This is a genomic window from Gaiella sp., from assembly GCF_035710885.1.
GTDB lineage: Bacteria > Actinomycetota > Thermoleophilia > Gaiellales > Gaiellaceae > Gaiella.
Genome location: NZ_DASTCS010000068.1, coordinates 21,682 through 27,860 on the forward strand (window position 1 = coordinate 21,682; position 6,179 = coordinate 27,860).

At 69.9% G+C, this 6,179-nt stretch carries 5 protein-coding genes; all 5 read right to left on the reverse strand.

The genetic code is table 11. From position 1 onward, the window contains the following. Window positions 1–6 precede the first annotated feature (6 nt). Window positions 7–516 carry an O-acetyl-ADP-ribose deacetylase gene (locus VFO26_RS15795; protein WP_325116026.1) on the reverse strand — a complete coding sequence of 170 codons (510 nt, stop codon included), beginning with the start codon at window positions 514–516 and terminating at the stop codon, window positions 7–9. Between the two features lie 125 nt (window positions 517–641). Beyond that, the gene (locus VFO26_RS15800) at window positions 642–1,415 is read right to left on the reverse strand and encodes a hypothetical protein (RefSeq protein ID WP_325116027.1); all 774 of its coding nucleotides are present in this window, start codon (window positions 1,413–1,415) and stop codon (window positions 642–644) included. 64 nt (window positions 1,416–1,479) lie between these two features. Further along, window positions 1,480–2,967: a hypothetical protein gene (locus tag VFO26_RS15805; protein ID WP_325116028.1), complete on the reverse strand. Its 1,488-nt coding sequence runs from the start codon at window positions 2,965–2,967 to the stop codon at window positions 1,480–1,482. Further along, the gene (locus tag VFO26_RS15810; protein ID WP_325116029.1) at window positions 2,964–4,259 is read right to left on the reverse strand and encodes an APC family permease; all 1,296 of its coding nucleotides are present in this window, start codon (window positions 4,257–4,259) and stop codon (window positions 2,964–2,966) included. Before VFO26_RS15810 ends, VFO26_RS15805 begins: the two co-directional genes overlap by 4 nt. An 8-nt stretch (window positions 4,260–4,267) precedes the next feature. Then, on the reverse strand, window positions 4,268–6,179 hold a 1,912-nt coding region (locus VFO26_RS15815; RefSeq protein WP_325116030.1), incomplete at its 5' end, for an HAD-IC family P-type ATPase.

The following is a 6,179-nucleotide window of genomic DNA, read 5'->3' on the forward strand; positions in this document are numbered from 1 at the left end:
GCACCCTCAGGCTGCGAAGACCCGCTCGGCGGCGGCGAACGTCTCCGAGCCGAACAGCACGAGCCGGGCCTCCTCCACCGTCGTCTCGGCGCCCCGGAGCGCTGTGAGCGCCTGACGGATCGCGTCCTCGAGGGGCCAGCCGAACGCGCCCGAGGAGATGAGCGGGAACGCGACGGTGGTGGCGCCGACCTCGTCCGCGACGGCCACCGACCGCGTGTAGCAGGAGCGCAGCGTGTCGCTCAGATCGGTGCGCGCGTCGTACACCGGGCCCACCGTGTGGATCACCCATCGTGCGGGCAGCGCGCCGGCCGTGGTCGCGACAGCCTCTCCGGCTGGCAGCCCGGCCGGGTAGCGCGAGGCCCGTAGCTCCCGGCACTCCGCGAGGATCGCGGGCCCGCCCCCGCGGTGGATCGCGCCGTCCACGCCGCCGCCCCCGAGAAGCGACGAGTTCGCGGCGTTGACGATCGCGTCGACCTCCTGCGCCGTTATGTCGCCTTCGACGAGCTGGATCCGCACGCCCGCATGATCACCGAACAGGGATCATGCCGCCGGGCGCGAGACGTCGGCTGGCTCGACGAGCGCCACGGCGACGAAGAAGCCGACTGCAGCTCCGGGCACCCCGATGTCTTCCTGGTCGGTTGCTAGGGCGCCGCGGCGAAGAGCTCCAGCGCAGTCCTGGTCTTCGTCTGCTGCTCGGCATCCAGGTCGATGCCCTTCGCGCCGAGGAACGCTCGCGTCTCCGCGGCGACCTCGAACGCCTCGGATGGTGGGCACTTGGTCGAGAGCTCGAGGATCCTGGAATTGTCCGGAAACAGCCACATCTCCGCCGTCAGCTTCCGGCCGAAGCCCTTCGGCGTGGACTTCAGCTTCAGGACGAAGATCGGCCCCAGGATCGTCAGGTCGTCGAGCCCGAGCACGTCCGGGGCGTACTCGTCGTAGAACGCCCGTTGCTGCTTCGAGAACAGCTTGCGGACAGGGCGACCTCCGCGGACGGCGTCGCGCACGTCCGCCGCGTCGACGGCCCCCTTCATCGACCCAGAGCAGACGAACCCGCCCGGCATCGCGTCGACTTCGACGGTGAACGCGTCCGACTGCCGGATCCGCTTGGGCAGCTCGGTGGGCTCCACAGGGCGAAGCTTGACGACCGAGTCGCCGCTCCCGCCCTGCACCCGACGGGCGCGGACGACCAGGCCCGCAGCGTCGAGCGCGAGGTCGGGCGTGTCGAAGAAGAACACCTGCCGGATCTGCGCCTCGATCGCGTCGAGCCCCAGCGCGTCGACCGCGGAGCGCTGATCGACCGCCGGCACCGTCGCCTTGAGCTCGACGCTGTCGGCGCCCTTCATGAGGGAGAGGATCCGGCCGAGCTCCTCGTCGGAGAGGACCTTCCTCTGCCTTTTCTCGTGTCCTCCAGCCATTCGACGCCTCCTTAGTTCACGGTGCTGTCTTCCACTTCGCGCAGCTCTCGCACGCGCGGCGCGGCTACGAGCCGAATCGCTCCACGAGCAGGCGGTGACGGAGGCCGCGATCGCTCACGACGAGCGATTCGCGTCGGAGCGCGACCAGCACGGCCCGGACGACGCAGGCGCCGGCGAGGATGATCTCCGCCCGCTTCGGCTGGAGTCCGACGATCTCGCGGCGCTGCTCGGCGCTCCGGGTGCGGAACATCTCGATCTGCCGGTCGAGCTCTCCCAGGTCGAGCACGGTGCCCTCGACGAGCTCCGGGTCGTAGGTCGCAAGCTCGTGCTTCACGGCCGCGAGATTCGTCAGGGCTCCGCCCATCCCCACCAAAGCGTCGGGCAGGGGGCGTCCGTCGAGCGACCCGAGTGCTCCTGCGATCGCGTCGAGCGCGGCGGTAAGAGCGTCGTCGCCGACGACGCCGTCGAGACCGAACCGCTCGGTGAACCGCACGGCACCGACATCGATGCTGAACTGCTCGTCGATACGGTCTCCCTGGCCGAAGGTGAACTGCGTGCTGCCACCGCCGGTCTCGAACACGACGAGCGAGCCGTCGACGCGACCGATGCCGGCCGTCGCGGCGAGGTACGAGAGGCGGGCTTCCTCGTCGCCGGTGATGACCTCGACGCGAACGCCGCAACGTGCGTGCACGGCGTCGACGAAGTCGGCGCTGTTGCCCGCGACCCGCAGTCCCGCCGTTCCGACGGCGGCGATCGCCTCGGCCCCGTGCGCCCGTGCCTCTTCGGCCATCCCGGCAATTGCCTCGATCGTCCGCTCCATCGGCTCCGGTTGGAGACGGCCCGAGTCGTCGAGCCCTTCGCCCAGCCGGGTCACCTCGGCGCGGTCGACCAGCTGGCGCCACCGGCCGTCGGCCACCCGCTCGGCGAGGTGGAACTTGACCGAGTTCGTGCCGACGTCGACGACCGCGTACCGTCGCGCTCCGAATCCGACGAGCGCCATGAGGCCGCGCGGGAAGCTCACGTTCGGCTGCGACTCCAGCTCCAGCGTGCGCAGCGCCGCCCGCACGAGGGCAGGATCCTCGGACTCGACCGCGATGGTGCGTGTGGTCAGCGCGTCCGTGCGCACCTCGGTGAGCTCCGCAGCGCATCCACCGAACGTGTAGTGAGCGCGTCGCTTGTGCACCGGGACGACGATCAGGTCGCTGCTCTGGCTCACGACCTCGACGAGCTCGTCGAGCTCGAGTGCATCACGCGCGAGCGCCGGCGACTCGACGCCGAGCGCCGAGAGCAGCGAGGCGACCCCTGCGGCGGCGATCGGGAACTCCGCCTTCGCAACCGGCCGCCACTGCTCCAGCCCGTCGTCGCTGACCTGCTCGAGGCGCTTCACGTCCAGCACGCCTCCCCGCACCTTGATGCTGGCCTCGCCGCCACGCGACACGACGTACAGCTCGTCACTCTCGTCCACGCGCGTCGGCTCGAGCGCGGCCAGCCGCTCTTCCGCTTCGCCGAACGTCTCGCCGAACGTCCGCCACTCCCAGCGCGGGACGATCATCCGGGCGTCGGCTGTGAGGGCGCTGCGGGGGGTGCGGGTTCCCTCATGTGCTTCCACACGACATCGAGAACGACCGCGAGGAGCGTCATCGCGACGATTGCCCCGAACGTCTCGGGATCGTTGCGGAGCGTGTCGACGGCGAAGAATCCGAGCACGACCGCGGTCGCCGCCATCCCGAGCAGGACGATCGCCGCCGAGGCGCCGGACTCCGACCGTAACCGGTATCCCGCGAGCCCGACGAGCAGGAAGACGACGAGCGAGCAGGCGCTCCCGACCGACGCGATCGCGGAGAGATCGAGGAAGTTCGCCAGCAGGAGGGCGACGATCCCGGTGACGAGCAGGCCGCCGTGCCTGCCGAGCCGCGAGCTGGGGCCGAGCAGAGGAGGAAACTGCCCGAGCTTCGCCAGCGAGGCCGTCAGGCCCGCCGCACCGAAGAGCGTTCCGTTCGTCGCGCCGGCGGTCGCGATGAGCGCAGCGACCGCCATCAGCGTGAAGCCGGCATCGCCGAGGGTCGGTCGCGCGGCCTCTGCGATCGCCGTCTCGCCGTAGCCGATCGCCTCGTCGACGGTGAGCGTCCCGAAGACGCCGATCGAGATCAGCACGTAGAGCGCCGTCGTCAGCCCCAGCGCGAGGGCCACAGCCCGCGGCAGCTCGCGCGCCGGATCGCGGAGGCTCGCGACCGTAAACGTCATCACGCCGAAGCCGAGGAACGCGAAGAACGTCAGGGCGATGCTGGAGATGATCTTCGCGAACGACGGGTAGCCGCTCCAGGCCAGGAGGTCGAAGTTGACATCCGAGATCGTCACCCAGATGAAGACGGCGAACACCGCCAGGAGCACGACCACCATCACGGACGCGACCCGCGAGACGAACGTCGCCCCGGTCATGTTGACCACGGTCATCACCACGAGCAGAAGGGATGCGAACAGGTTGTCCCAGCCGCTCCACGCGTCGTCGCCCACGAACAGGGTGGTCGCGTAGCTCCCGAACGAGACCGCGAGCATCGCCGCCACGACCACGAACGCGGCGGCATATCCGAGCCACGAGGCCACCCCGAGCAGCCGTCCGTTCCCGAAGCCCTGCCGCAGGTACTCGATCAGCCCGCCCTCGGACGGATACCGGATCCCGAGCTTGACGACGTTGTAGGCGAGCAGCCCCGTGACGAGCCCCGCGAGGAGGAACGACAGCCACACGGCGGATCCCGCGAGGACGGCCGCCTGACCGAGGAGGGCGAAGATGCCGGCTCCGACCATGGAGCCGATGCCGATGAACGCAGCGCCGCGGACGCTCACGCCGGCGCCTACGCCTCGGCGGGGAGGAGAGCGGCCCGGCCGTGGCCGGACCGCCGGTCGAAGGCCTTCACGAGCTCCGTGACGGCGAGGTAGACGATCGGCCCGAGCAGGCAGATCCCCCACTGCGAGCTCGTCAGGGAGACCGTGTCGAAGATGCGCTGCAGGAAGGACAGCTCGGTCACGAGGAACGTCAGCAAGAGCGTCAGGCCGATCAGCTGCACGAACCGCCGGTTCTCGACCGTGTAGCGGCTGAAGAGGGTCTGCGTCGGCTCCCTGACCTCCAACGCGGCGACGATGTGCATCAGTGACAGCGTGGTCAGGCCCATCGTCGTCGCGACGGCCAGGTCGTAGCGCTCCTCGCCCCAGGCGACGACGACGAGCGCGATCGCGGCCATGACGAGCGCCAGCCCGCCGAGTCGGATCGCAAGCGACCTGTTCACGATCGGCGCGCTGGCATCCCTGGGCTTGCGCCGCATGAGGCCGGGCACGGCCGCGTCGAAGCCCAGGCCGATCGCCAGCACCACGTCGATCGCGAAGTTGATCCAGAGGACCTGGAGCGGCGTGAGCGGAGCGCCGTCGGCGACGAAGAACACACCCGCGAGGACGAACAGGAGGATGAACGCGCCCAGCTCGATCAGCTGGATGCGCACGTACTTCATCAGGTTGTCGTAGATCCCCCGCCCGCCCTCGACCGCCGACACGATCGTCGCGAAGTTGTCGTCGGTGAGAATCATGTCCGCGGCTTCCTTCGTCACCTCGGTCCCGGTGATCCCCATCGCGACACCGATGTCCGCGCGCTTGAGCGCCGGGGCGTCGTTGACCCCGTCGCCCGTCATCGAGACGACGTTGCCCTTGCGCTTCAGCATGTCCACGAGCCGCACCTTGTCCTCCGGCGCGACCCGCGCAACCACGCCGATCTCTCCCACCTGGGCGTCGAGCTCGTCGTCGCTGAGCGCCGCGAACTCGGTGCCTGTCAGGGCGCGGCCCTCGATCCCGAGCTGGGCGCCGATCGCGGCGGCGGTGGTGGCGTGGTCGCCGGTGATCATGCGGACCTGGATCCCGGCCTCCTTGCAGAGCGCGATCGCGTCCCGGGCCTCCTTGCGCGGAGGGTCGACGATCCCGACCAGGGCAAGCAGCGTCAGGTCCTGCACCTGCACGAGCAGGTCGCCGCCGGCGTCGAAGGCCGAAGGGTCGATGTCGCGCGCCGCCACGGCGAGCACCCGCAGGCCCTCGCCGGCGAGACGGTCGTTCTCCTCGAGCACGCGGTCGCGGTAGCTCTCGATCTCGACGAGCGAGCCGTCCACGTCCCGGCCCCTCGAGGACCTCGCCAGCAGGACGTCCGGGGCACCCTTCACGAAGCAGCGAATCACCTTCTTCCCGTCGTCCTCCATCTCGTGGAAGGTCGCCATGAACTTGTATTCGGAGTCGAACGGGACCTCGCCGACGCGCGGATAGGTGCGCCGCGTCTCGCCGACGTCGAGCCCTCCCTTCGCCGCGAGCACGACGAGCGCCGCCTCGGTCGGGTCGCCGACGATCTCTCCGTCACGCACGGCCGCATCGTTGGCGAGGGCCATCGGGAGGAGGTACGGCTCGAGGGACGTGTCCGTGTCGCCCGCGACGCGGAGGATCTTCCCTTCCGTGGCGTAGCCCTCCCCCTCGATCGAGTAGCGACGCCCCGCGATCAGCAGCTGGCGGGCGGTCATCTGGTTGAGCGTCAGCGTGCCCGTCTTGTCGGAGCAGATCGCCGAGGTCGAACCGAGAGTTTCCACCGACCGGAGTCGCTTCACGATCGCCCCCTTCGCGGCGAGCGCCTGCGTCCCGAGCGAGAGCATGGTCGTGACGACCGCCGGCAGGCCCGTCGGGATCGCCGCGATCGCAAGGGCGATGCCGATCACGAACAGGTCGTCGAAGTCGTCGCCG

Bases quoted from the DNA above. Each gene is read 5' to 3' on its own strand.
- VFO26_RS15800 (WP_325116027.1), bottom strand. From the start codon at position 1,415: ATGGCTGGAGGACACGAGAAAAGGCAGAGGAAGGTCCTCTCCGACGAG.
- VFO26_RS15805 (WP_325116028.1), bottom strand. From the start codon at position 2,967: ATGATCGTCCCGCGCTGGGAGTGGCGGACGTTCGGCGAGACGTTCGGC.